Source organism: Streptomyces sp. TOM-9, assembly GCF_056858595.1.
In genome coordinates, this window is sequence record NZ_JBXEQB010000001.1 from 8,145,319 (window position 1) to 8,166,030 (window position 20,712).

Genomic DNA, 20,712 nt, shown 5'->3' on the forward strand with positions numbered 1-20,712 from the left:
AACTACGGGCGTTCGTGGAAGCTTCCCGCGGACACCTCGCGCCGCAGCCGGGCCACCCGCGCGGCGGCCTCCTCCAGGCGGGACAGCGGCAGGTCGCCGTCGGCGACCGCGCGGGTGGCCGCGGTCCGGATGGCCTCCAGGACGCCCGCCCCGCAACGGGGCCCGAGCTGCAGCAGGTCCACGCCCGAGAGCCAGGCCAGGACGGCCGCGCCCGGTACGCCCCAGCCCTCCACGACCTCGTCGGTGTCCAGCGGTTCGCTGATCACGACCGCGCCGTCGCCGAACTCGTCCCGCAGCAGTTCGGTGACCGCGGGCCCGCTGAGCGCGGCCGGGACGTCGACGGTGACCGCCCCGGCCCGTTCCAGGCCGCGCCGGAGCCATTCCGGCGGTCTGCGGGTCCGGCCGACGGGCAGCAGGCAGACGTCGACCAGCGCGGCGACGCGGTGCGGTGCGTACACGTGGGGGTCCCCCTCTGGCGCTCGGGCGGGCGCTGCCGACCCTATCCCGAGGGACGGCAAGTGGTCCAGACCAATCGGGGGCGGCCGCCCGGATCAGGACAGCCGCCCCCGTCGTGCGGCGCCGTTCACCGGCCTCCGGAGAACAGCAGCGGCGCCCCGCCCGGCGCGGACGCGGGCCGGCCGTTCGCCGCCGGCACGCCCGGCACGCCAGGGAGGGGTGCGGCGGGCGCCCTCTCGAGCAGCCCCCGTGCGGCCAGTTCGGGCATGACGCCCTCGCCGAACCAGTACGCCTCCTCCAGGTGCGGGTAGCCCGACAGCACGAAGTGGTCGATCCCCAGGGCGTGGTACTCCTCGATCCGGTCGGCGACCTCCGCGTGGCTGCCGACCAGCGCCGTCCCGGCCCCGCCGCGCACCAGGCCCACCCCGGCCCACAGGTTCGGCGAGATCTCCAGCCCGTCGCGCGAGCCGCCGTGCAGCGCCAGCATCCGCTGCTGGCCCACCGACTCGCTGCGCCCCAGCGCCTCCTGCGCGGCGGAGACCGTGTCCTCGTCGAGGTCGTCCAGCAGCCGCTCGGCCGTGGCCCACGCCTGCTTGGCGGAGTCGCGGGAGATCACGTGCAGGCGGATGCCGAAGCGCACCGTGCGCCCCTCAGCCTCGGCCAGAGCGCGGATCCAGTCGGTCTTCGCCTTCACCTGCTCCGGCGGCTCGCCCCAGGTCAGGTAGACGTCCGCGTGCCGGGCCGCGACGGGCCCGGCCGCCGGTGACGAGCCGCCGAAGAAGACCTGCGGCACCGGGTCCGGCGGCAGCGCGGTCAGTCCGCCCTCCACCCGGTAGTGCTCGCCGTCGAAGTCGAAGGGCCGGCCACCCCACACCCCGCGCACCACCGACAGGAACTCGTCGGTGCGCGCGTAGCGGGCGTCGTGGTCCAGGTGGTCGCCGAAGCGCCGCTGTTCGGTGGAGTCCCCGCCGGTGACGACGTTGAGCAGCAGCCGGCCCCGGGTGATCCGCTGGTAGGTCGCCGCCATCTGCGCCGCCAGCACCGGCGAGACGACCCCCGGCCGGAAGGCGACCAGGAACTTCAGCCGCTCGGTGTGCTGCGACAGCGCGACGGTGGTCAGCCAGGCGTCCTCGCACCAGGTGCCGGTGGGCGTCAGCACGGCCTCGAAGCCGAGCTGGTCGGCGGCCCGCGCGATCTGCGCCAGGTAGTCGATGTCGGGCGCCCGCACCCCGGAGACAGGGGTGACGCGGGAGCGGTTGACGCCGCCGTCGGTGTAGGCGTGCCGGTCCACCAGGGTGCGGCCGTCGCCCCCGGTGGGCAGGAACCAGTGCAGGTGCACGGACATGTGCGGCCCTCTCAGTAGGTGCGTGCGGCGGTGGTCGAGGCGGGCAGGTCGCCGTTGAAGCGGCGGTCGACGAAGTCGGAGAAGTCGACGTGCCGCGGGATGAGGCCGAGCTTCGCGAAGGTGTCGGCGATCTCCTGCTCCGAGGCGACGGCCGCGTCGTCGACGGCCACCGAGACCCGGGTGCCGTTGCTGCGCTTCACCGAGTCCAGGGCCACCTCGTACGGCAGCCCGGTCTCCTTGGCCCACACCTTGGCCCACTCCTCGGGGTGCTCGTAGACCCAGTCCTGGGCGCGCCGCAGACGCTCCAGGTAGTCGCCGATGGCGGCGGACTTCGCCTTGTCCGCGAGCGCGCCGGGTGCGGCGACCTGGAAGGCGAGGCCGTTGACGCGCCCCGTACCGGTGGTCAGCACCCGCGCGCCATTGGCGCGCAGCACCTGGGAGGTGTACGGGTCCCAGATCGCCCAGGCGTCGACCTTGCCGCCGCTGAAGGCGGCCAGGGCGTCGGCGGGCTGCAGATAGCTGACGTCGACGTCGTCGAGCGCCAGCCCGGCGGCCTGCAGCGAAGCGATCAGCTGGTAGTGCGCGGAACTGCCCTGGGCGACGGCGATGCGCTTGCCCTTGAGGTCGGCGGGCCGCTTCAGCGCCGAGCCCTTCGGGACGACGATGGCCTCGCCCTCGGAGGAGCCGTGCGATGCCGCCACCACCGTGATCCTCGACCCGGAGCCCGCGGCGAACACCGGCGGCGTGTTGCCCACCCCGCCGATGTCCACCGCCTTGGCGTTGACGGCCTCCAGCAGTGGTGGCCCGGAGGTGAAGGTCGACCACTTGATGCGGTACGTGAGGTGGTCGAGCTCGCCCGCCGCGCGCAGGACGGCCTCCGAACCGCCCTTCTGGTCGCCGACGTTCAAGGTGACCGGGCCCTTGCCGTCGGTGCCGTCACCGGCGCCGCCCACGGTGCTGTCGGCGGAGGAGACGCCGCAGGCGGAGAGCAGGAGGGCGAGCGGGAGCAGCAGGGCGGGGGCGATGCGCCGGGTTGTCTTCATGGTGGGTCCGTCGTCCTTCTCGTGAGGGCGGGTCAGGCGGCTTCGGCGGCCGTCGGCGCGTCGACGCCGAGTTCGGCCAGCAGACGGGAGCGCAGGGCGGTGAATCCGGGGTCGCCGACGTCGCGCGGACGGGGCAGCGCGACCGGGGTGTCGTGGGCGATGACCCCGTCCCGCATGACCAGGGCCCTGTCGGCGAGGAGCAGGGCCTCGTCCACGTCGTGCGTGACGAGCAGCACCGCGCAGCCTCGGCGCTGCCACAGCTGGGCGACGAGGCGCTGCGCCTTGATGCGGGTCAGCGCGTCCAGCGCGCCGAACGGCTCGTCGAGCAGCAGCAGATCGGGTTCGCGCACCAGCGCCCGGGCGAGCGAGGCACGCTGCGCCTCACCGCCCGACAACGTCTTGGGCCAGGCGCCGGACCGCTGCCGCAGCCCGACCTCCTCCAACGCGGCCTCCGCCAGCGCCCGTTCGGGCTGGCCCGGCAGGCCGAGCAGGACGTTGCGCCACACCCGCTTCCACGGCATCAGCCGCGGCGCCTGGAAGGCGACGGCACGCCTGTCCGGCACCAGCACGGTGCCCTCGATCTCCCGGTCGAGCCCGGCCAGGACACGCAGCAGCGTGCTCTTGCCGCAGCCGCTGCGGCCGAGCAGGGCGGTGAACTCGCCGGGCCGCAGGGTGAGGTCGAGGCCGTCGATGACGGGCCGGCCGCCGAAGGAGCGGGTCAGCCCCGCCACGCGCACGGCCGCGGGACCGGCCGCGGCTGTGGCGTCGGCTCCGGCGTCGGTTCCGGCGGCGTGGTGGCTCACTGGCCGGTGAAGGTCGGTCGCCATTGCAACAGCAGCCTTTCGAGGGAGCGGACGACGATGTCGGCGGTGAGGCCGAGGAAGGCGTAGACGACGAGGCAGACCACGATCACGTCGGTCCGCAGGAAGTCCCGCGCCTGCGTCATCAGGAAGCCGATGCCGTCGGAGGCGTTGATCTGCTCCCCGAAGACCAGCGCGAGCCACGCTGTCGCGAGCGAGTAGCGCAGCCCCGTCATCGCGCCGGGCAGCGCGCCCGGCAGCACGACGTGCCGGACCAGCCCCCAGCGGGACAGGCCGAGCGAGGTGCCCGCCTCGATCAGTTGCTCGTCGACGCCGCGGATCCCCGCGTAGACGTTGAGGTAGAGGTGGAAGGCGACGCCGAGCGCGATGAGGGTGACCTTCGGTGCCTCGCCGATGCCGAGCCAGATGATGAACAGCGGGATCAGGCCGACGAACGGCACCGCGCGCAGCATCTGCACGCTCGCGTCGACCAGGTCCTCGCCCAGGCGGGACAGCCCTGACAGCAGGGCCAGGGCGATGCCGGCCGCGCCGCCGAGGAGCAGCCCGATCACCACGCGCTGCAGCGACACCGCCATGGCGGAGGTCAGTTGACCGCTCGCCACGAGGTCGGCCGCCGTGCCGGCGATGGTGCCCGGCGAGGCCAGGACGTCCGGCCGCAGCACACCGGTCGTGCTGAGCACCTGCCACACCGCGAGCAGGAGCAGCGGCCCTGTGGTCCGCCGCAGCCAGCGGGGCAGTGAGCGGCGGCGGGCGGAGACGGGTACCACGGGGCGCAGTTCGGGAGCGGCCGTGGAAGGGACGGCAGAAGGGACGGCAGAAGGGACGGCGTCAGGAGGGACGTCGGCTGATATGGCGGAAATGTCCGGTGGTGCTTTGCTGATGCTCATGAGAAGGCTCCACGTCGGGGAGGCGGTGAGCGGGCGCGGCACGCCCCTGCGTCCGCGGAACCGGTCAGGCGCAGGCGTGGGCGCTACGACTCATCACGGGAACGCGGACGGGGGCGGTGCGGGGAGGGCGCGCAAAGGCGCACGGAACCGGCGCGCTCGAAAGGCGCGCAAAGAGGTGAGGAAGCGTCAGCAGCCGCGGCGACAGGCGGCGGAGGCCACCCGCAACAGGTCGATGTGACCGCGCGTGGTGAGCAGAACGGGACGCGACATGTCCACGACCGTAGCCAGGCCGTCCGCATGGCGTCAACGGCGTCTCGGCCCTCGGAACGCCCGCGCCACCCCCGCCACGCGGCGGGCTCCCGGGTGGGCCACCATGGTCACATGGCCGACGCTTTCTCCACCCGTACCCTCGACGTCACCACCGGCAGCCGGGAGACGGTCCACGACCTGACCGGCGCCTGCGCCGACTTCCTCGACGACGTCGCCCACGGACGCGACGGGCTGCTCAACGTGTTCGTCCCGCACGCCACCGCCGGGATCGCCGTCATCGAGACCGGCGCGGGCAGCGACGACGACCTGCTGGCCGCGCTCCACGACCTGCTCCCCGCCGACGACCGCTGGCGCCACCGCCACGGCAGCCCCGGCCACGGCCGCGACCACGTGCTGCCCGCCATCGTCCCGCCGCACGCCACGCTCCCGGTGATCGGCGGCCGGCTGGAGCTCGGCACCTGGCAGTCCGTCGTCCTGGTCGACACCAACCGCGACAACCCGCGGCGACAGGTCCGGCTGAGCTTCCTCGGCTGAATCCCGCGCCGTCCGCGCCGTCCGCGCCTCCTGCGCGTCGGGCCGCCCGCCCGTCAGCCCGTCAGCCAGTCCATGACCGCCCGGGCGTCGAAGGCGTCCTGCCCTCCGCGCACCAGCAGGCCGGCCGTCGCGAAGGCGGGGTCGTCGGTCTGCGCGGGCAGGTAGGGGACGGCGACGCAGCGCATGCCCGCCCGGTGCGCCGCCTCCGCGCCAGGTGGCGCGTCCTCGACGACCACGCAGTCCGCCGGGTCCACGTCGAGCCGGGCCGCCGCCTCCAGGAACACGTCCGGGGCGGGCTTGCCCCGGCCGACCTCCTCCGCCGAGACCACGGTCGTCAGCAGGGCGTCCAGCCCGGTGCCCGCCAGCACCGCCCGGATCGCCTCGCGCGACGAACCCGAGGCCACCGCCATGGGGTGCCCGGCCTTCGCCAGCAGCTCGACGAACGCGCGCATCCGCGGGAACACGTCGGTGGCCCCGCGGGCCAGCTCCAGGTAGAGCCGGTTCTTGCCGTCCAGCAGCTCCTGGACGGAGGCCGACAGGCCGTACTCCTCGCGGAGGGTCTCCAGCGTCTCCTTGGTGCCGATGCCGATGAAGCGCCGGTGCTGCTCCCAGGTGAAGTCGTCCACGCCGTGCGCGGACAGCAGCCGGCGGCCCGCCTCGAAGTAGTTGGGCTCGCTGTCCACGAGGGTGCCGTCGAGGTCGAATATCACCGCGGGGAGCGTCATGCCTCCCAGCATGCCAAGCCGGCGATCACGGCGTGCGCCCGGCTGCGGCGTCCCGGCCGACCTCCCGGACCAGCGGCAGCATCCGCTGCGGCACCCGCTCGCGCAGCGCGACCTCGGTGCGGGTGCGGACCACACCCGGCACCTGGACCAGACGCTGGATCACGTCCTCCAGGTGCGCGGCGTCCCGGGCGACCACCCGGGTGAGGAGGTCGCCGCCCCCGGTGATCGAGAACGCCTCGATGATCTCGGGTACGGCGGCCAGGGCCGCGCCCGTGGCGTCCAGATGGCCCTGGGTCACCTCCAGGTGGACGAAGGCCAGCACCCGGTACCCCAGGGCCTCGGGCGACAGGCGCGGGCCGTACCCGGTGATCACCCCGTCCCGTTCCAGCCGGTCGAGCCGCGCCTGCAGGGTCCCGCGCGCCACACCCAGGATGCGGGCGTACTCGCGGACGCTGGTGCGCGGCTGTTCCAGCAGCAGCGCCAGGATGCGGGCGTCCAGCTCGTCGGCGGGCACGGGACGCTGCCTCGCGCCGCTCAGAGGAGGGCGTCGATGGTGATCGGCAGTTCGCGGAGGCGCTTTCCGGTGGCGTGGTACACGGCGTTGGCGATGGCGGGTGCGATGCCGACCAGGCCGACCTCGCCGACGCCCTTGGTGCCGGTCGGTGTGCCGCGGTCGGGCTCACCGACGAAGAGCACGTCCAGCTCCGGGATGTCGGCGTTCACGGCGACGAGGTAGTCGGCGAAGGTCGCGTTGGCGATGCGGCCGGTGCGCGGGTCGGTGACCGTGTCCTCGAACAGGGCCATGCCGATCCCGCCGACCGTCCCGCCGATGATCTGGCTCCTGGCGGTCTTCTCGTTGAGGATGCGGCCGCCGTCGATCGCGGACACCACCCGGGCGACCCGGACGACGCCGAGGTCGGCGTCGACGCGTACCTCCACGAACTTCGCGCCGTAGGCCCCGGCCATGGACATGCCTATGGCAGCGGAGTCCGGAGGCGTGCTGCTCCCGGTCGCCGTCAGCTGGGGCAGCCCGTGCCGGGAGAGGATGTCCGCGTAGGACTCCCCGCGGTCCGGGCGGCCCACCAGGTGCACCCTGCCGCCGGAGGCCTCGACGTCCTCGGGGGAGGCGCCCAGCAGTGGGGAGTCGGCGTCCCCGCGCGCGAGGTCCGCGAACAGGCCCACGAGTTTGCGGCAGGCGTCGTGAACGGCGTTGCCGAGCGCGCCGGTCAGGCCGGAGCCGCCCGCCATCATCGAGTCGGGCATGTCGGAGTCGCCGAGGTCGAAGCGGACCCTCTCCAGGGGCAGGCCCAGTTCCTCGGCGGACAGCTGGGCCATCACGGTGTACGTGCCGGTGCCGATGTCGGTCGCCGCGCTGCGCACGAACGCGCTGCCGTCGCGGTTGACGGTCGCCTCGGCCATGCACGGCGTCGCGAAGTACGGGAACATCGCGCTCGCCATGCCGTAGCCGACGAGCCAGTTGCCGTCGCGCATGGACCGCGGCTCCGGGTTCCGGTCGGCCCAGCCGAAGCGCCGCGCGCCGGCCTCGTAGCACTCCAGGATCGCCTTCCCGGACCAGGGCAGCCCGTTGCGCGGGTCGACCTCGGTGTGGTTGCGGATCCGCAGCTCCAACGGGTCGATGCGCAGGGTGTACGCCAATTCGTCGAGGGCCGACTCCAGCGCGAAGCTGCCCTGCGCCTCGGCCGGGGCGCGCATCGACGTCGGTACGGCGATGTTGAGCTTGGCCTGCTGGTCCCGGGTGATCACGTTCGGGCACCGGTAGGCGAACGAGGTCCCGTGGGAGAACGGCTCGAAGTCGTTGTCCTCCATGCTCAGCGAGCTGAGGCTGCGGTGGTCGAGGGCGACCAGGTCGCCGTCGCGCGTGGCGCCCATGCTGAGCCACTGCACACCGCTGGGACGGTGCCCCACGGAGGTGAACATCTGCGGCCGGGTCAGCACGAGCTTGACCGGGCGCTTGGTCGACCGTGCGGCCATGGCGGTGAGGATCACGTGCGGCCACGCCCGCAGCCCGGCGCCGAAGCCGCCGCCGACATAGGGCACCAGCACCCGTACCGAACTCTCGGGGATGCCGAAGACCATGGACAAGGTGGTGCGCACCATGGACGGCCACTGGCTGGTGTCGTGGACGGTGAGGGTGTCCTCCTCCCACACGGCCAGCGTGGCGAACAGCCCGAGCGGGTTGTTGGTGTTGTCCGCCGTGAGGTAGGTGCCGCGCACGATGACGTCGGCGGCCTCCAGGGCGGCGGCCACGTCGCCGCGCGAGTGGTCCATCTTCCACGGGTCGACCACATGCTGCGCCCTCGGGTCCTGCAGGTCCAGCAGCGGCTCACCGGCCTCGTACTCGGCGTGCACCAGCCGCGCCGCGGCGGCGGCCTGCTCCGGCGTCTCGGCCACCACGAAGGCGATGTGCTGCCCGTGGTGCATGATCCGGTCGTTGCGCAGCGGAGCGGGCGGCGACTGGCCGAGCACCGTCGTGGGGCCGGTGCCGACCTGCGGGGCGTTCTCGTGGGTGAGCACCGCGATCACACCGGGCGAGCGTTCGGCCTCCTCGGTGTCCATGCGGACGATCCGGCCCGCGGCGATGGTGCTCTGCACCAGGGCGCCGTAGGCCTGGCCGTGGACGTTGAAGTCCATCGGGTAGGGGGCGGCGCCGGTGACCTTGCGCGGTCCGTCGACCCGGTTGACGCCCGCACCGACCAACGGCCTGCTCTCGACCGTGCTCATGCCGTCACTCCTGACACTGTCTGCAGCTCGCGGACGAGGGTCCGGCGGGCCAGCGGCACCTTGAACGCCGTGCCGGGCACGGTCCAGGCGTCGCGCATCGTCGCCTCGGACGCGTCCAGGAAGGTCGCCGACGTGGCCGGAGCGCCCGTCAGGACGTGCTCGGCCTCGTAGGCCCGCCAGGGTTTCGAGCCCACCCCGCCCAGCCCGACGCGGGCCTGACGGATCGTGCCGTCCTCCACGACGAGCACCACCGCGGCGGAGGTCAGGGCGAACTCGTACGACACCCGGTCGCGGACCTTGAGGTAACCCGAGCGGGCGGACGGCGGCGGGAGCGGGATCTCGACCTCGGTGATCAGCTCGGCGTGCTCCAGGACGTTCTCCCGTTCCGGACTCTCGTCGGCCGTGACGTAGAACTCCGTGAGGGGGACGCTGCGCCGGCCCGACAGCCCCTGGACGTGCACGACCGCGTCGAGCGCCACCAGGGCGACGGCGAGGTCGGAGGCGTGCAGCGCGATGCAGTTCTCGTTCACGCCGAGCACCGCGTGCATCCTGGCCGCGCCTTGCACGGCCGCGCAGCCCGTACCCGGTGCGCGCTTGTTGCACTCGAGCACCATGGGGTCGCGGAAGTAGCGGCAGCGGGTGCGCTGCAGCAGGTTGCCGCCGATGGTGGCCATGTTCCGCAGCTGCACCGAGGCGCCCATCAGGAGGGCCTCGCGCACCACGGGCAGCCGCTCGGCGACCGTGGCGTCGGCGGCCAGCTCCTCCATCGTGGCCAGCGCCCCGACGTGGAGCGACTCGCCGCGCCGCTCGATGCCGTGCAGCGGGAGCCGGGTGATGTCGATCAGCGTCGGCGGCTCCAGGACCCCGTCCTTCATCAGGTCCAGCTGGGTCGTGCCGCCCGCGAGGCAGGAAGCCGACGGGTCCTCCGCCAGCAGCCGCACGACCTCCTGGGTGTCGGTCGCCCGCACGTACTCAAAGGTGCGCATCGTAACCTCCCCCGGACGCCGCCTCGCGGATCGCGGCCACCATGTTGGGATAGGCGCCGCAGCGGCACAGGTTGCCGCTCATGAACTCCCGGATCTCCTCGTCGGAGCCGGTCCTGCCCTCGGCCATCAGCGCCACCGCGGACATGATCTGGCCGGGGGTGCAGAAGCCGCACTGGAAGCCGTCGTGGTCCATGAAGGCCCGCTGCACCGGGTGCGGTCCGTCCGCGCCGCCGACGCCCTCGATGGTGGTGATCGCCCGGCCCTCGGCCTGGGCGGCCAGTGTCAGGCAGGACAGTACTCTCCTGCCGTCGAGATGGACCGTGCACGCGCCGCAGGCTCCCTGGTCACAGCCCTTCTTCGTGCCCGTCAGGCCCAGCCGGTCCCGCAGCGCGTCCAGCAGCGTGACCCGGGTGTCCAGGCGAAGGGTGTACGACCGGCCGTTGACGTCGAGTGTCACGACCCGCTCGATGGTTCCGGGACGGTCCACGTCCCGCTCGCTCGCCACGTCCCTCATCGCGTCCTCCTCCGGACGGGTCGGGTACGACTCGAGCCCCTCCTGGGGCGGATCCGGTGAGTTGGTTCGTCAGGCGCCGTTAAAAGGCGGGATCGACTTTTCGCGTCAATACGTCCGCCTTTCACCTCAATATACGCCGAATGGGCGTTTCGGCATGGGCCAGTGGTCCGGCCCCGCCCTGGCCGCGCGATCGACGGCCGGGCCAATGGCCCAGTGGAACGGGGCTCGCTTGAGCCAAGGGCCCTGAGGATGTTTTCCTGGGGGCGACGCTGGCGTTGCGGGAGGTACGAGGCCCCGCAGCGCCTTTTCCATGCGCGGACACGCACCGCGGCACGAACGAGGGGGCAGGGCGGGCACGTGGTGAGGCGCATGTTCATCGCACCGGACCCGGGGCGCGCGCGGCTGCGCAGCGCCTCACGCGCGGTCCTGGGCATCGCGGGGGCGGTCGCCGCCGTGGCGGCGGCCGGGCTGCCGCTGCCCGCCGTCGTGGTCGGGGGTCTGGCCGCGCTGCTGGCGCTGTTCGTCGTCGCCGACCCCGGCCCGGCCCGGCAGGCCGCGACGACCGCGCTGATGCCCGTGGTGGGCTTCCCCGTCCTCGCGCTGGCCGCCTGGCTGCATCCGTACCCGGGCGCACGGGACGCGGCCTTTCTCGCGGTGGTCTTCGCCGGGGTCTACGCCCGGCGCTGGGGGGCGCGCGGCCACGCCCTGGGCGTCTTCGCGTTCATGATGTTCTTCATCGCCCAGTTCCTCCGGGCCGGTCCGGGACTGCTGCCGGAGCTGTACGGGGCCGTGGGCCTGGGGCTGGGCTGCGCGGCCCTCGTGCGCTTCGGCCTGTGGTGCTACGAGCGGGGGGCCGTCCCGGCGCCCGCCGTCGTCCTGCCCCAGCCCCGGGGGCTGCGCCGTCCGACGACCCGGCAGGCGTTCCAGGCGGTGCTCGCGGGCGGGATCGCGGTGGCGGTGGGGCAGGCGCTGTCCGAGGACCGCTGGTACTGGGCGGTCGGCACCGCCTGGTGGATCTTCGTGAACACCGCCTCGCGGGGCGAGACCCTCGTGCGGGGCTTCCGCCGCGTCCTGGGCACCGTCACCGGCATCGTCGCCGGGCTCGCGGTGGCGCTCCCGCTGCACGGGGCGCCCGCGCCGACCGCCGCGCTGGTCGCCGTCTGCGTCTTCGGGATCTTCTACACCGCCCCGGTCTCGTACAGCTGGATGATGTTCTTCGTGACGGTGATGGCGGGGCTGCTCTACGGCCTGCTCGGCATCCTCCACCCCGGGCTGCTGGGGCTGCGGTTGGGGGAGACCGCCGTCGGCGCCCTGGGCGCGGCCGTCGCGGTCCTGGTGGTGCTGCCGGTGACCACGCACGCGGCGACCGACGCCTGGATCCGCCGGGCGCTGCACGCGGTCCACGACTTCACCGGCGAGGCCGCGCGTCACCTCGCCGGCGGCCCGGGCGACGACCTGGCCCGCCACGTGGCGGAACTCGACGTCCTCCTGGAACGGGTGCGGGCCGCCGTCGCCCCGCTGGTGCACCCGCTCAGCCCGATGCGGCACCGCAAGGCCCGGGCCCGTACCGTCCTCGCCCTGCTCGACGAGTGCGCCCGTCAGGTCCGCGGCCTCGCGGAGGTCGTGGCCGACCCGTACGCCTGCCACGACGAGCGCCTCACGGCGGCCTGCCACCGGGTCGAGATCGCCGTCCGGCGCCTGGTGCCCCCGGGTACGGCCGGGAGCGGCGCCCCGGCGCCCGGAACGGCCACCGGGGACGCCGCGGGCCCGCACCCGCACGCCGACCGGGCCCTGGAGCACCTGCGCAGCCTCGAGACGGCCCTCAGCGGCCTGGCCGCCCCCCTCGGCGCCCCCGTGCGTCCCGCGCGGACCGGGGAGCCCGTCTGAGCACGCGCGGCAGGGGCGCGCCCCTGCCGCGCGCAGGCTCATCGGCGGCGCCGGGCGTGCGTGCCGGGTTCGTGTGCGCCCCCGGGCGGATCGGGACCGGTCACGGTCGCCAGGTGACCGGATTGTGTCCAACCTGCGTCGTGATGTGTCAATTCACCTGATTCTGAGCCCTGTTCGGCGCGGCGTGCCAGGATGACTGACTCCGGACAAGCGGTGAGACCGAATCCAGTCTCGTGCCGTATCCGCGGACCGTGGGGCAAACGGTTCGCGCAGGGCGGTCTTGGGGGTGCCAGGTGTGCTGAGATTTCTGCGCCGTACCGGGGGGAAGGACGAACGGCGTACCGGGCCGGGCCGCGTGCCGCCCCCGGCGGAGCACGCGCGGATGGACGGCCCGGAGCCGCTGGCCGGGTGTCCGGCCGGACACCCGCAGGCGGCGGAAGAGGACGCCGAGGCGCGGCGTCCCGAGGACGCGGCGGCCTCCTGCCCCGTCGACGGCGCGGCCGGCCAGGGCGCCGCTCCGGCCGTCCTGCACAAGGACGTGGACGTCCGCGCGCTGGCCACGGACTTCCTGCGGCAGTACCACCACGAGCTGCCCGGCGCCGCCGGCGACCCGCAGCAGCGGCTCGCCGCGGTGCTCGCCGAGATCGACGCGACGGGCACCTACCGGCACACCCACGAGGAGCTCGTCTTCGGCGCGCGCGTCGCCTGGCGCAACAGCAACCGCTGCATAGGGCGCCTGTACTGGAACTCCCTGCAGGTCCGCGACCGCCGCCACGTCGCCACCGCGCGCGGGGTGGCCCTGGAGGCCGCCGCCCACCTGAGGGTCGCGGCCAACGGCGGGCGGATCCGCCCGGTCATCACCGTCTTCGCCCCGGACGCGCCGGACCGCCCCGGCCCGCGGATCTGGAACGACCAGCTCATCCGCTACGCCGGCTACCCCCGGCCCGACGGCGGAGTGCTCGGCGACCCCGGCAACACCGGCATCACCGAGGTGGCCCGGCGGCTCGGCTGGTCCGGCGGCCCCGGCACGCCCTTCGACGTCCTGCCGCTGGTCGTGCAGGGTGGAGCCGAACCGCCGCGCCACTTCCCGCTGCCGGCCGACGCGGTCCTGGAGGTGCCCATCGCGCACCCGGAGTTCGACTGGCTCGCGGAGTGGGGGCTGCGCTGGCACGCCGTCCCGGCGATCTCCTCCATGTGCCTGGAGATCGGCGGCGTCTGCTACCCGGCCGCGCCCTTCAACGGCTGGTACATGGGCACCGAGATAGGCGCCCGCAACTTCGCCGACACCGACCGCTACGACCTCCTGCCGCGCTTCGCCGACCGCCTCGGCCTGGACACCGGCAGCGACCGCTCGCTGTGGCGCGACCGGGCCCTGGTCGAGCTCAACCGGGCCGTGCTGCACTCCTTCGACCGCGTCGGCGTCACCATCACCGACCACCACACCGAATCCCGGCGCTTCCTCGCCCACATCGAACGGGAGGAGCGCAAGGGCCGTCCCGTGCCCGCCGACTGGTCGTGGATCGTGCCGCCGATCTCCGGCTCGGCCACCGGCGTCTTCCACCGCTACTACGACACCGGCGACCTGACCCCCGCTTACGTCCACCACCCCGAGTCGCTCGCCCTCGCCCGCGGCGAGACGCTGGTGTGACGGGGGCAACGGGATCGGTTTCCGGCCACTGCGTTACTCTCAGCCGCCGTACAGACAATCAGCGGAAGAGGTACGGCAGTGGCCGGGCACGTTTACATCGGGTCGTTCACCTCGGCGGGCGGCAAAGGGCTGACCACCGCCGCCGTCGACCCCGATTCGGGAGCGCTGACGGTGCTGCGCGCCGACTCCGCGGTGGAGGACCCCTCCTTCCTGGTGCTCTCCGAGGACAGCGGCCTGCTCTACGCCGTCAGTGAGCACGCCGAGGCCGGCGGCGCGGCCGCGTTCTCGCTGGGCGACCCCGCCCGCCCCGAACCGCTGGGCGCCACGGTGCCGGTGGGCGGCGGCGCGCCCACCCATCTGTGCCTGCACCGGGGACACCTGCTCACCGCCAACTACGCCTCCGGCACCGTCAGCGTGCTGCCGGTCGACGACCGTGGCGCGCTCGGCGGGCCGCGCCACGTCTTGGAGCACGAGGGCGACGGCCCCGACCCGGAGCGGCAGGAGGGCCCGCACGCCCACATGGTGCTGCCCGACCCCTCCGGGCGCTGGGTGCTGAGCGTGGACCTGGGCACGGACTCCGTGCGCGTCTGCGAACTCGACCCGGACAGCGGGGAGCTGGAGGTGGAACGCGAGATGGGGCTGCGCTCCGGCACCGGACCGCGGCACCTCACCTTCCACCCGCGCGGCGACCGCGCCTACGTCATGAACGAGCTGGAGTCCGTGGTGACGGTCTGTCACTGGGACCCGGAGGTGGGCCGTCTGAAGCCCGTCGCCGAGGTCTCCGTGCTGCCCGCGGACACCGCCGGCCCGAACTACCCCTCCGAGCTGGTCGTCTCGCCCGACGGCAGGTTCGCCTGGGCCGCCAACCGAGGGCACAACAGCATCGCCGTGCTGTCCGTCGACGACAGCGGTGACCGGCTGGAGCTGCTGGAGACGGTGGACTGCGGCGGCGACTGGCCGCGCCACCTGACCCTCGACCCCTCCGGGAAGCGGCTCTACGCGGCCAACGAGCGCTCCGGCGACGTCAGCTGGTTCGACGTGGACCCCGTCACCGGCACTCCCAAGCTCGCCGGCTCGGTGGCCGTCCCGGCCGCGTCCTGCGTGGTCTTCGGCTGACGGCGGCTTCCCCGTACGCGCAACGGCGTGGTGGTCCGCCCCCGGGATCGGGGGTGGACCACCACGCCGTTGTCGTCGACGGCCCGCGGGTTCAGCTCAGCGGAGCACCCTGCGACGACTGGGCGATGCCCAGGGCCGTGGTGTACGTGGAGACGACCAGCTTGCCGATGGTCGGGTAGGGACCCAACGCGTCGGCCGCGGAGCAGTCGGCCTCCTTGGCGGCGTCGTGCAGCACCTCGGGGGCGACCTCGGGACCGACCACGTACGGCGCGAGCGCCAGGGTCGTCGAGCCGGACGAGCGCAGCTGCTCGGCGGTCTGGGCGACCGAGCCCTCGATGTCCAGCGCGGCGGCCAGCACCGGCACCGCGAGGCGTGCGGCCAGCAGCAGACCCGTGACACCCGCCGCCTGGACGGCCTCCTCGCCACCGACGGTGGCCAGGATGATGCCGTCGGCGGCCGTGGCCACCGTGAACAGGCGGGCGCGGTCGGCGCGGGCCAGTCCGGCCTCGGAGAGGCGCACGTGCAGCGCCTCGGCCAGCAGCGGGTGAGGGCCGAGCACGTCGGTCACCTCGGCCGCGGAGCGGCTGTCCGCCACTGCCTGGCGGATCCGGCGCATCACCGACGGCTCGGGACCGGCCAGCAGCGGGACCACGACGGCCGCGGGGGCCTGGTCGCCGCGCTCGGCGGCGGCCTGGGCCACCACGGACTCGAGCGTCGGGTACTCCTCGCCGTCGCCGTCGACGTAGCCGATGCGCGGGTCGAGACCGGAGAGCTCGATGCGGGCGATGCTGACGATCTCCTCCGCGAGACTGCGTATCGCGGAGGACGGGGTGCCGGGCACGGCGAGGACCAGCGCGGGGGCGCCCTCGGGCGTGGTCAGCGGCTCCGGGCGCCGGTGCCGCCCGGGCTGGCGGGGGCGGGGCATTCGAACGGGCAGGCCGGGTGCGGGCCCTTCGGCAGTGCTCATGGCGAGGCATGCTAGTGCCTTTGCGCGCTCTGTTGTTCGGGCGGGTCCATCGCAGGGGTTACCTGTCCGGTTCTGTCCCGATACGGTGCCGGGTCCGCGCACCCCGGCACCGTATGCGTGCCATGGTCAGCCGAGTCCGCGCGAGTCCTGCTTGAGGGCGGTGTCCACGGTGAGCGCGGAGGCGACGACCATGCTCAGCAGGGGGTCCGGCAGCTGCCGGTGGATCTGCAGCACGTAGTTGTCGGCCGTGGTGAACATCGTCTTCGCCAGGCCCTCCCACGTCTTGGTGATCCGGGCGACCTCGGTGTCGGTGTGGTCGACGATGGAGAAGTTCCAGGCACGCCAGTTCTCGGCCTTGATGGCGCCGATCTTCTGGCCGTTGACCTCGAAGGAGAAGTTGATCTTCCCGATGGCGTTCTGCTGTACGATCTCGCCGAGCGTCATGCCGTCGGCGCGCTGCACGATCACCTTGGACTTGATGAACTTCGCGGGCCGGGTCAGCAGCAGCTGGGGCTGCCCGTGGGCGTCGCGTACCTCCAGGCGCACCGACATGAACTGGTCGACGCTCGCGACGAAGCGCAGCACCTTCCGCGCGGTGCTCTGGCCGACCTGGAGCACCGAGCCGAGCTGGCGCCCCTGCTGGTCGAAGACGCTGTACTCGTTGCTCAGCTCGATGAGCTTGGCCTTCTGGTTGACCACCAGGACGGGCTCGCTGAAGAGCGTGCCCCCACCCGGACCGGTGGGGGCCACGCCGGCCTGCTGCTGCACCTGGCGCTGGATGCGCGACGGGTCGGGACCGCCGTCGACGCCCAGCTCCCAGGGGTTGTCCTTGGGCTGCGGCGGGACCTGCGCGCCGCCCGCGTGGGTGTGCTCCGTCCACTGGGACCCGTCCCAGTAGCGCAGCAGGTTCTGCGTGCCGTGCGGGTCCGGGTACCAGCCCGCCGGGGTGTTCGAATGCGTCGTCACCCGGGCAGACTAACGGCTGCCTCCGTCAGGGCAGCTGCCAGTCCACCGGATTCGTGCCCTGCCGTACCAAGAGGTCGTTGGCCCGGCTGAACGGACGTGAGCCGAAGAAGCCGCGGTCGGCCGACATGGGGGAGGGGTGGGCGGACTCCACGGCCGGCAGGTTCCCCAGCAGCGGGCGCAGTTTGCGCGCGTCGGAGCCCCACAGGATGGACACCAGGGGCTTGCCGCGCGCGGCGAGCGCGCGGATGGCCTGCTCGGTGACCGCCTCCCAGCCCTTGCCGCGGTGACCTCCGGGCTTGCGCGGCGTGGTGGTGAGCGCCCTGTTGAGCAGCAGGACGCCCTGCCGCGTCCAGGGGGTCAGGTCGCCGTTGGAGGGCTGGGGCAGACCGAGGTCGGTGTTCAGCTCCCGGTAGATGTTCTGCAGGCTGCCGGGCAGCGGCCGCACCTCCGGGGCCACCGAGAACGACAGCCCGACGGCGTGCCCCGGGGTGGGATACGGGTCCTGGCCCACGATCAGCACCCGGACGTCGTCGAAGGGCTGCTGGAACGCGCGCAGCACGTTCGCCCCCGACGGCAGGTAGGTGCGGCCCGCGGCGATCTCGGCGCGCAGGAAGTCGCCCATTTCGGCGATCTTCCCGGCGACCGGCTCCAGCGCCTTGGCCCAGCCTTCTTCGACGATTTCGTTCAACGGTCGTGCTGCCACGGTGAGTCACTCTAGTGGCTCACACCGACACTCAGACCACGGCCGCCCTCACGCACAGCACGTCGGGCAGGTGCGAGGCGACCAGCTGCCAGGTGTCGCCCTCGTCGGCGCTGGCGTACACCTCGCCGTTGCGGTTGCCGAAGTACACGCCGACCGGGTCCGCGTCGTCGGTGCGCAGCCCGTCGCGCAGGACCACGCCGTAGTGCTCCTCCGTGGGCAGCCCGGCGGACAGGGCCGTCCACGAGGCGCCGGCGTCCTCGGTGCGGTAGACCCGGCAGCGGTAGTCCGGCTGGTAGCGGTCGCTGCCGTCGTTGACCGGGGAGACGTACGCGACACCGCCGCGGCGGGGGTGCGCGGCGACGGCGAAGCCGAAGTCCGCGGGCAGGCCCTTGCCGATCTCCGTCCAGTTCGCGCCGGCGTCGTCGCTGCGGTAGACCCCGCCGTGGTTCTGCAGGTACAGCCGGTCCGGGTCCTCGGCGTCCCGGTCGATCTTGTGCACGCACTGGCCGAACTCCGGGTACGGGTCGGGCAGGAACTCCGCCTTGATCCCGGTGTTGGACGCCTCCCAGCTCGCGCCGCCGTCCGCTGAGCGGTAGACCCCGCCGGAGGAGACGGCCGCGATCACCACGTCGGCGTCGCGCGGATCGGTGAGCACCGTGTGCACGGCCTGACCGCCGAATCCGGCACCCCACAGCTCCCGCTGCGGGTGCTCCCACAGGCTCCGCACGAACTCGAAGGTCACCCCGCCGTCGTCCGAGCGGAAGAGCGCGCCCGGCTCCGTGCCGGCCCACACCAGGTCCGGGGCGCCGGCGCCGGCGGGCTGGATCTGCCAGACGCGCTCCAGCGAGGCGTCCGTGTCCTTGGGGAACCGCACCGCGGGCCTGGCCGGCTCCTCCCAGCTGTGTCCGAGGTCGTCGGAGCGGAAGACCGACGGCCCCCAGTGCGAGCTGTCCGCGCCGACCAGCAGCCGGGGCACGGCCCGGCGCGTGTCGATGCCCACCGAGTACACCGCCTGCATGGGGAAGTGCGGGCCGGTCAGCTCCCACGTCCCGGCGCCGCTCCGCCGTCCCAGGAACAGTCCCTTGCGTGTGCCGATCGCGAGTACGACGTCATCCATGACGCACCATCTCCGAGCTACGGGAATGTGTTCTGCATCACAGATTCTGCACCGCCCCACCGACAACGGGGGCCGCGGCGCGCCTCCTCCCCGCCGAAGCGTGCCGCACCGGACCCGGCGCGCGGTGGCCGCGTCGGCGAACGGCCATGCGGTGAAAGGGATTTGCGTCACCGCCGGCCCTGGGCGGAGAGCTGGTACGACAGCGGTCGAACTACGAGAATTCTCGTAATATAGGTGCATGACCCCGCAGCAGCCCCTCACCGCGGCCGCCCCCGTCCCCGGCGGGAGGGTGTGCGAGCACCCGGACCGCGCGGACATCCGCCTGGAGGCCGTCCTGCACGCGTTCTCCGATCCCATGCGCCTGCGCGTGGTGCGGACGCTGGCGGCGCGGGGAACGGAGGCGGCGTGCTCCGAGGTCGAGTTGCCGGTCAGCAAGTCCACCTGCACCCATCACTTCCGGGTGCTGCGCGAGGCCGGGGTGATCAGCCAGACCTACCGGGGCACCTCCAAGATGAACGCGCTGCGCCGCGCGGACCTAGAGGCGCTCTTCCCCGGGCTTCTGGACACCGTCCTCGCCGCCGCCGACCGGCAGGACGGGCGGCTCGGCGGGACCGCCGGGGTCGTCCGCGCCTGAACCGGAGCCGCCGGGCAGGTGGTTGAAGAGCAGGTTCAGCGCGATCGCGGTGATGCACCCAGCGCTGATCCCGCTGTCCATCACCGTCTGGAACCAGTCGGGGAAGGCGTCGTAGACCGTCGGGACGCCGACCGGCAGCAGTCCGACCGCGACCGACACCGCCACCACGGTCAGATTGCCGTTGCCGTGGAAGTCGACGGTGGACAGGGTCCGCACCCCGCTCGCCGCCACCGTCCCGAACATCACCAGGCCCGCCCCGCCCAGCACCGGCGCCGGGATCGCCGCGACCACCGCCCCCAGCTTGGGCAGCAGCCCCAGCAGAACGAGGATGCCGCCCGCGGTCGCCACCACCCAGCGGCTGCGCACCCGGGTCATCCCCACGAGGCCGACGTTCTGCGCGTAGGCGGTGTACGGGAAGGTGTTGAAGACCCCACCGAGCACGGTGGACACCCCGTCGGCGCGCAGCCCGTCCGCGAGCCGCCGTGGTTCCACGTGACGGCCGGTCAGCTCGCCCACGGCGATGATGTCGCCGGTCGTCTCGGTCATCGTCACGAGGGCCACGACGAGCATGGAGGCGATCGCCGCGCCCTGGAAGTCGGGCGTGCCGAAGTGGAACGGCGTGCTGATCCCCACCCAGTCGGCGCCGCCGACCGCGCCGAAGTCGGTGAAGCCCAGCGGAACGGACGCCAGGGTGCCCAGCACGATGCCCGCCAGGACCGCGACGCGCGCGAGGGCAGGGGGCGCGAAGCGCTGGACCAGCAGGACGGCCAGGAGCACGGCGGCCGCGAGGCCGATGTTCCGCGGCGCCCCGAAGTCGGGCGAACCGACCCCGCCCGCCGCCCAGTTGCCGGCCACCGGCAGCAGGGTGAGCCCGATGACCAGGATCACGGTGCCGGTGACCAGGGGCGGGAAGAACCGCAGCAGCCGCCCGAAGACCGGCGCCAGCAGGACCATCGCCACTCCCGAGGCGATGACGGCACCGTAGATCGCGGGCAGTCCGCCGTCCTGGCCGATCAGCACCATGGGCGCGACCGCCGCGAAGGTGCAGCCCTGCATGATGGGCAGCCGCACGCCGAACCGCCACCAGCCCACGCACTGCAGCAGCGTGGCGATGCCGCACACCAACAGGTCCGCCGTGATCAGGTAGGCGAGGTCGGCGGGTGGCAGCTTCAGCGCGCCGCCGACGATGAGCGGCACGGCGACCGCGCCCGCGTACATCGCCAGCACGTGCTGGAGCCCGAACGCCCCGAGCTGGACCGCGGGCAGGACCTCGTCGACGGGATGGACGGCGGGACGGTGCGGCGGCGTCGCCATGGGCAGCTCCTCGAACGCGGCGCGGGTGAGCGGTGGA

21 protein-coding genes are annotated in these 20,712 nt (G+C 73.4%); 5 read left to right on the forward strand and 16 right to left on the reverse strand.

Translation table 11 applies throughout. The features are described 5' to 3' along the window. Nucleotides 1-2: 2 nt before the first annotated feature. The 6 genes from AC1VWI_RS37475 to AC1VWI_RS37500 all read right to left on the reverse strand — a co-directional run bounded on the left by AC1VWI_RS37475 (nt 3) and on the right by AC1VWI_RS37500 (nt 4,822). Nucleotides 3-458 carry a hypothetical protein gene (locus AC1VWI_RS37475; protein WP_499515480.1) on the reverse strand — a complete coding sequence of 152 codons (456 nt, stop codon included), beginning with the start codon at nt 456-458 and terminating at the stop codon, nt 3-5. A 125-nt stretch (nt 459-583) separates the two neighbouring features. Continuing rightward, nucleotides 584-1,801, reverse strand: a complete 1,218-nt coding sequence (locus AC1VWI_RS37480; RefSeq protein WP_499515481.1) for an LLM class flavin-dependent oxidoreductase — start codon at nt 1,799-1,801, stop codon at nt 584-586. Nucleotides 1,802-1,812: 11 nt separating this feature from the next. Continuing rightward, a complete protein-coding gene (locus AC1VWI_RS37485) occupies nt 1,813-2,844 on the reverse strand; it encodes an ABC transporter substrate-binding protein (protein WP_499515482.1) in 1,032 nt (343 codons plus the stop codon). A gap of 32 nt (nt 2,845-2,876) precedes the next feature. After that, the gene (locus AC1VWI_RS37490) at nt 2,877-3,671 is read right to left on the reverse strand and encodes an ABC transporter ATP-binding protein (RefSeq protein WP_499515483.1); all 795 of its coding nucleotides are present in this window, start codon (nt 3,669-3,671) and stop codon (nt 2,877-2,879) included. Continuing rightward, on the reverse strand, nt 3,644-4,552 hold the full coding sequence (locus AC1VWI_RS37495) for an ABC transporter permease (protein WP_499515484.1): 909 nt from the start codon (nt 4,550-4,552) through the stop codon (nt 3,644-3,646). The genes AC1VWI_RS37490 and AC1VWI_RS37495 overlap by 28 nt, the downstream gene beginning before the upstream one ends. Before the next feature lie 186 nt (nt 4,553-4,738). Continuing rightward, nucleotides 4,739-4,822: a putative leader peptide gene (locus tag AC1VWI_RS37500; RefSeq protein ID WP_354795648.1), complete on the reverse strand. Its 84-nt coding sequence runs from the start codon at nt 4,820-4,822 to the stop codon at nt 4,739-4,741. Nucleotides 4,823-4,933: 111 nt separating this feature from the next. Between AC1VWI_RS37500 and AC1VWI_RS37505 the strand changes: the two genes are divergently transcribed. After that, nucleotides 4,934-5,356: a secondary thiamine-phosphate synthase enzyme YjbQ gene (locus AC1VWI_RS37505; protein ID WP_499515485.1), complete on the forward strand. Its 423-nt coding sequence runs from the start codon at nt 4,934-4,936 to the stop codon at nt 5,354-5,356. A gap of 53 nt (nt 5,357-5,409) precedes the next feature. Here AC1VWI_RS37505 and AC1VWI_RS37510 read toward each other — a convergent pair whose 3' ends face one another. Genes AC1VWI_RS37510 through AC1VWI_RS37530 form a run of 5 tightly spaced genes read right to left on the reverse strand, consistent with a single transcriptional unit; the run spans nt 5,410 to nt 10,323 of the window. Then, nucleotides 5,410-6,081: an HAD family hydrolase gene (locus tag AC1VWI_RS37510; RefSeq protein WP_499515486.1), complete on the reverse strand. Its 672-nt coding sequence runs from the start codon at nt 6,079-6,081 to the stop codon at nt 5,410-5,412. Between the two features lie 25 nt (nt 6,082-6,106). Then, nucleotides 6,107-6,595, reverse strand: a complete 489-nt coding sequence (locus AC1VWI_RS37515; RefSeq protein ID WP_499515487.1) for an Lrp/AsnC family transcriptional regulator — start codon at nt 6,593-6,595, stop codon at nt 6,107-6,109. Nucleotides 6,596-6,615: 20 nt separating this feature from the next. Next, nucleotides 6,616-8,823 carry a xanthine dehydrogenase family protein molybdopterin-binding subunit gene (locus tag AC1VWI_RS37520; RefSeq protein WP_499515488.1) on the reverse strand — a complete coding sequence of 736 codons (2,208 nt, stop codon included), beginning with the start codon at nt 8,821-8,823 and terminating at the stop codon, nt 6,616-6,618. Further along, entirely contained in the window at nt 8,820-9,809 is a 990-nt protein-coding gene (locus AC1VWI_RS37525; RefSeq protein ID WP_499515489.1) for an FAD binding domain-containing protein, read from the reverse strand. The genes AC1VWI_RS37520 and AC1VWI_RS37525 overlap by 4 nt, the downstream gene beginning before the upstream one ends. Further along, nucleotides 9,796-10,323: a (2Fe-2S)-binding protein gene (locus AC1VWI_RS37530; protein WP_499515490.1), complete on the reverse strand. Its 528-nt coding sequence runs from the start codon at nt 10,321-10,323 to the stop codon at nt 9,796-9,798. The genes AC1VWI_RS37525 and AC1VWI_RS37530 overlap by 14 nt, the downstream gene beginning before the upstream one ends. A gap of 369 nt (nt 10,324-10,692) precedes the next feature. On the opposite strand from AC1VWI_RS37530, the gene AC1VWI_RS37535 reads away from it, so the two are divergent. The 3 genes from AC1VWI_RS37535 to AC1VWI_RS37545 all read left to right on the forward strand — a co-directional run bounded on the left by AC1VWI_RS37535 (nt 10,693) and on the right by AC1VWI_RS37545 (nt 14,974). Further along, the gene (locus AC1VWI_RS37535; RefSeq protein ID WP_499515491.1) at nt 10,693-12,210 is read left to right on the forward strand and encodes an FUSC family protein; all 1,518 of its coding nucleotides are present in this window, start codon (nt 10,693-10,695) and stop codon (nt 12,208-12,210) included. Between the two features lie 382 nt (nt 12,211-12,592). Beyond that, on the forward strand, nt 12,593-13,858 hold the full coding sequence (locus AC1VWI_RS37540) for a nitric oxide synthase oxygenase (RefSeq protein ID WP_499517007.1): 1,266 nt from the start codon (nt 12,593-12,595) through the stop codon (nt 13,856-13,858). A gap of 78 nt (nt 13,859-13,936) precedes the next feature. Beyond that, the gene (locus tag AC1VWI_RS37545) at nt 13,937-14,974 is read left to right on the forward strand and encodes a lactonase family protein (RefSeq protein WP_499515492.1); all 1,038 of its coding nucleotides are present in this window, start codon (nt 13,937-13,939) and stop codon (nt 14,972-14,974) included. A 91-nt stretch (nt 14,975-15,065) separates the two neighbouring features. Here the strand turns inward: AC1VWI_RS37545 and AC1VWI_RS37550 are convergent, their stop codons facing one another. The 4 genes from AC1VWI_RS37550 to AC1VWI_RS37565 form a co-directional block, all read right to left on the reverse strand. Beyond that, the gene (locus AC1VWI_RS37550; protein WP_499515493.1) at nt 15,066-15,941 is read right to left on the reverse strand and encodes a sirohydrochlorin chelatase; all 876 of its coding nucleotides are present in this window, start codon (nt 15,939-15,941) and stop codon (nt 15,066-15,068) included. A gap of 126 nt (nt 15,942-16,067) precedes the next feature. Then, entirely contained in the window at nt 16,068-16,907 is an 840-nt protein-coding gene (locus tag AC1VWI_RS37555) for an LURP-one-related family protein (RefSeq protein WP_499515494.1), read from the reverse strand. Nucleotides 16,908-16,932: 25 nt separating this feature from the next. Beyond that, nucleotides 16,933-17,610 (reverse strand): uracil-DNA glycosylase, encoded by a 678-nt coding sequence (locus tag AC1VWI_RS37560; protein ID WP_499515495.1) that lies wholly within the window; start codon nt 17,608-17,610, stop codon nt 16,933-16,935. A 31-nt stretch (nt 17,611-17,641) separates the two neighbouring features. Then, on the reverse strand, nt 17,642-18,727 hold the full coding sequence (locus AC1VWI_RS37565) for a sialidase family protein (protein WP_499515496.1): 1,086 nt from the start codon (nt 18,725-18,727) through the stop codon (nt 17,642-17,644). A gap of 238 nt (nt 18,728-18,965) precedes the next feature. On the opposite strand from AC1VWI_RS37565, the gene AC1VWI_RS37570 reads away from it, so the two are divergent. Then, the gene (locus AC1VWI_RS37570; RefSeq protein ID WP_499515497.1) at nt 18,966-19,361 is read left to right on the forward strand and encodes an ArsR/SmtB family transcription factor; all 396 of its coding nucleotides are present in this window, start codon (nt 18,966-18,968) and stop codon (nt 19,359-19,361) included. On the opposite strand, the gene AC1VWI_RS37575 is transcribed toward AC1VWI_RS37570, so the two are convergent. Further along, nucleotides 19,263-20,675: a nucleobase:cation symporter-2 family protein gene (locus AC1VWI_RS37575; protein ID WP_499515498.1), complete on the reverse strand. Its 1,413-nt coding sequence runs from the start codon at nt 20,673-20,675 to the stop codon at nt 19,263-19,265. The genes AC1VWI_RS37570 and AC1VWI_RS37575 overlap by 99 nt on opposite strands. Nucleotides 20,676-20,712 lie beyond the last annotated feature (37 nt).

What these genes read in the sequence shown, in the direction of transcription:
- AC1VWI_RS37565 (WP_499515496.1), bottom strand. Translation starts at nt 18,727, where the DNA reads ATGGATGACGTCGTACTCGCGATCGGCACACGCAAGGGACTGTTCCTG.
- AC1VWI_RS37575 (WP_499515498.1), bottom strand. Translation starts at nt 20,675, where the DNA reads ATGGCGACGCCGCCGCACCGTCCCGCCGTCCATCCCGTCGACGAGGTC.
- AC1VWI_RS37485 (WP_499515482.1), bottom strand. Translation starts at nt 2,844, where the DNA reads ATGAAGACAACCCGGCGCATCGCCCCCGCCCTGCTGCTCCCGCTCGCC.
- AC1VWI_RS37530 (WP_499515490.1), bottom strand. Translation starts at nt 10,323, where the DNA reads ATGAGGGACGTGGCGAGCGAGCGGGACGTGGACCGTCCCGGAACCATC.
- AC1VWI_RS37505 (WP_499515485.1), top strand. Translation starts at nt 4,934, where the DNA reads ATGGCCGACGCTTTCTCCACCCGTACCCTCGACGTCACCACCGGCAGC.
- AC1VWI_RS37500 (WP_354795648.1), bottom strand. Translation starts at nt 4,822, where the DNA reads ATGTCGCGTCCCGTTCTGCTCACCACGCGCGGTCACATCGACCTGTTG.
- AC1VWI_RS37490 (WP_499515483.1), bottom strand. Translation starts at nt 3,671, where the DNA reads ATGGCGACCGACCTTCACCGGCCAGTGAGCCACCACGCCGCCGGAACC.
- AC1VWI_RS37540 (WP_499517007.1), top strand. Translation starts at nt 12,593, where the DNA reads ATGGACGGCCCGGAGCCGCTGGCCGGGTGTCCGGCCGGACACCCGCAG.
- AC1VWI_RS37570 (WP_499515497.1), top strand. Translation starts at nt 18,966, where the DNA reads ATGACCCCGCAGCAGCCCCTCACCGCGGCCGCCCCCGTCCCCGGCGGG.
- AC1VWI_RS37525 (WP_499515489.1), bottom strand. Translation starts at nt 9,809, where the DNA reads ATGCGCACCTTTGAGTACGTGCGGGCGACCGACACCCAGGAGGTCGTG.
- AC1VWI_RS37550 (WP_499515493.1), bottom strand. Translation starts at nt 15,941, where the DNA reads ATGAGCACTGCCGAAGGGCCCGCACCCGGCCTGCCCGTTCGAATGCCC.
- AC1VWI_RS37495 (WP_499515484.1), bottom strand. Translation starts at nt 4,552, where the DNA reads ATGAGCATCAGCAAAGCACCACCGGACATTTCCGCCATATCAGCCGAC.
- AC1VWI_RS37510 (WP_499515486.1), bottom strand. Translation starts at nt 6,081, where the DNA reads ATGACGCTCCCCGCGGTGATATTCGACCTCGACGGCACCCTCGTGGAC.
- AC1VWI_RS37480 (WP_499515481.1), bottom strand. Translation starts at nt 1,801, where the DNA reads ATGTCCGTGCACCTGCACTGGTTCCTGCCCACCGGGGGCGACGGCCGC.
- AC1VWI_RS37535 (WP_499515491.1), top strand. Translation starts at nt 10,693, where the DNA reads ATGTTCATCGCACCGGACCCGGGGCGCGCGCGGCTGCGCAGCGCCTCA.
- AC1VWI_RS37520 (WP_499515488.1), bottom strand. Translation starts at nt 8,823, where the DNA reads ATGAGCACGGTCGAGAGCAGGCCGTTGGTCGGTGCGGGCGTCAACCGG.